This is a genomic window from Rhizobacter sp. Root1221, assembly GCF_001425785.1.
GTDB lineage: Bacteria > Pseudomonadota > Gammaproteobacteria > Burkholderiales > Burkholderiaceae_C > Rhizobacter.
The window spans coordinates 1-1,325 of record NZ_LMDI01000073.1 but is presented as its reverse complement, the minus strand read 5'-3'; the positions used below and the strand labels follow the sequence as shown (position 1 = coordinate 1,325).

The following is a 1,325-nucleotide window of genomic DNA, read 5'->3' as shown; positions in this document are numbered from 1 at the left end:
CTCGGACACGGACGTCGATGCCTACATGATCGAAATCCCGGCTGACGCCGTGAAGTAAGAAGCCGACACGGAACGGGCGCTTGCCGCCCCTCCTGACGCTCAAAGGCCCCGCATCGCGGGGCCTTTCCTTTTTGGAGCGCCACATGGCGCGCTCTGGTGTGTCCGAACGCAAGCCCCCTTCGGTCCGCCTGGAGGGCGCTTTTCCGCGTGGTGCGGTAGCGACGTGCCAAGGCAAGGGGCAACTGGGGCCGCTTGTCGGTGGTGCCTGCAGCCTGCGCCGGGCCCCTCCGTTACAGATCAGGCCGGTTCCGTTACGGCTTGCCCGTGGCGCACCTCTATCCTCCGAGCCGAGCAGTACCCGCCGGGACCGTGCAGAGGCCAGAGGTTGCCTCGCGGCCGTCGACCAGGGCCTGCGCCCGTCGGTTCCCCGTCAATGCCGCTACCTTGGCTGCACGGTGGGCGAATGGTTCCTGTGAATGATCGGATCGACGGAGTGCGGAGACGAAACTGGATTCCCGGTTGGCCCTGATGGCCGCCTTTGAAAGCGTCCTGCTGGTGGCGCTGGCTGCTTGCGGGGGAGGCGGTGCAGCCTCCTCCGACGCGCAGGGTTTGGCGGCCACGCTCTCCGAGGCCGCTGCTGCGGAAGAGGAAGCGATCCACAAGGCCCTCCTGGCCGCGTTCGACGCCGCTGAGTGCCAGTAGCCATTGTTCGAGTACACCAGCTGGCGCGTGCTGTCGGCGACCGTGATCGGTGCCACGCACCAGGCAGGTCTTGAAGGTGGGCTCGGCCGTGACGCGCCCTTCGCAGGCTTGGCCAGCGAAAAGCTGTTGGCATAGAACGCCTTGCATGCGGGGCTCAGTCCGGCTGCGGTCGCTGGTGCTGGTGCTGGCGTGGGTGCCGGTGCGGGGGCGTCCCCGACGCGGCGGTGACCGTGGTCTGGATGCGGGTCTTGTTGCCGGCGGCGTCGAACGCGGCGACGTAGATCAGGGTTCCCCGTCAGCCGATGGCCGGTACTGGTGTTTCATGGTGGACAACGCCAGCTGGGGCAAGCGACCTGGACGTGGATGCCTATACCGTCGAGATCCCGTCGGCCGCGCTGAAATAGGCCGCGGACCGCTGGTCACGCGAAGCCCCCTGGTGAAAGCCAGGGGGCTTTTTGCCTTTTGCGCGGGAAAACCGGGCCCGCGCGGGGCGAACGCGGGGTGGCAGCGAGTCCGCATTGCGCCCATTCCGGTCGCCTGGACCCACTCGAATGCGTCCATTGGTAACGGATCTGTAGCAAAAAATTGGCGGCGGACTATACGAGTGCCATTCAGTTTGCGCA

Annotated in this window: 1 protein-coding gene; it reads left to right on the top strand. The window is 66.6% G+C overall.

Annotated features, from left to right (window positions below; translation table 11 throughout):
• The first annotated feature begins 519 nt into the window (after positions 1-519).
• The gene (locus tag ASC87_RS28375) at positions 520-702 is read left to right on the top strand and encodes a hypothetical protein (RefSeq protein ID WP_056671184.1); all 183 of its coding nucleotides are present in this window, start codon (positions 520-522) and stop codon (positions 700-702) included.
• Positions 703-1,325: the final 623 nt, after the last annotated feature.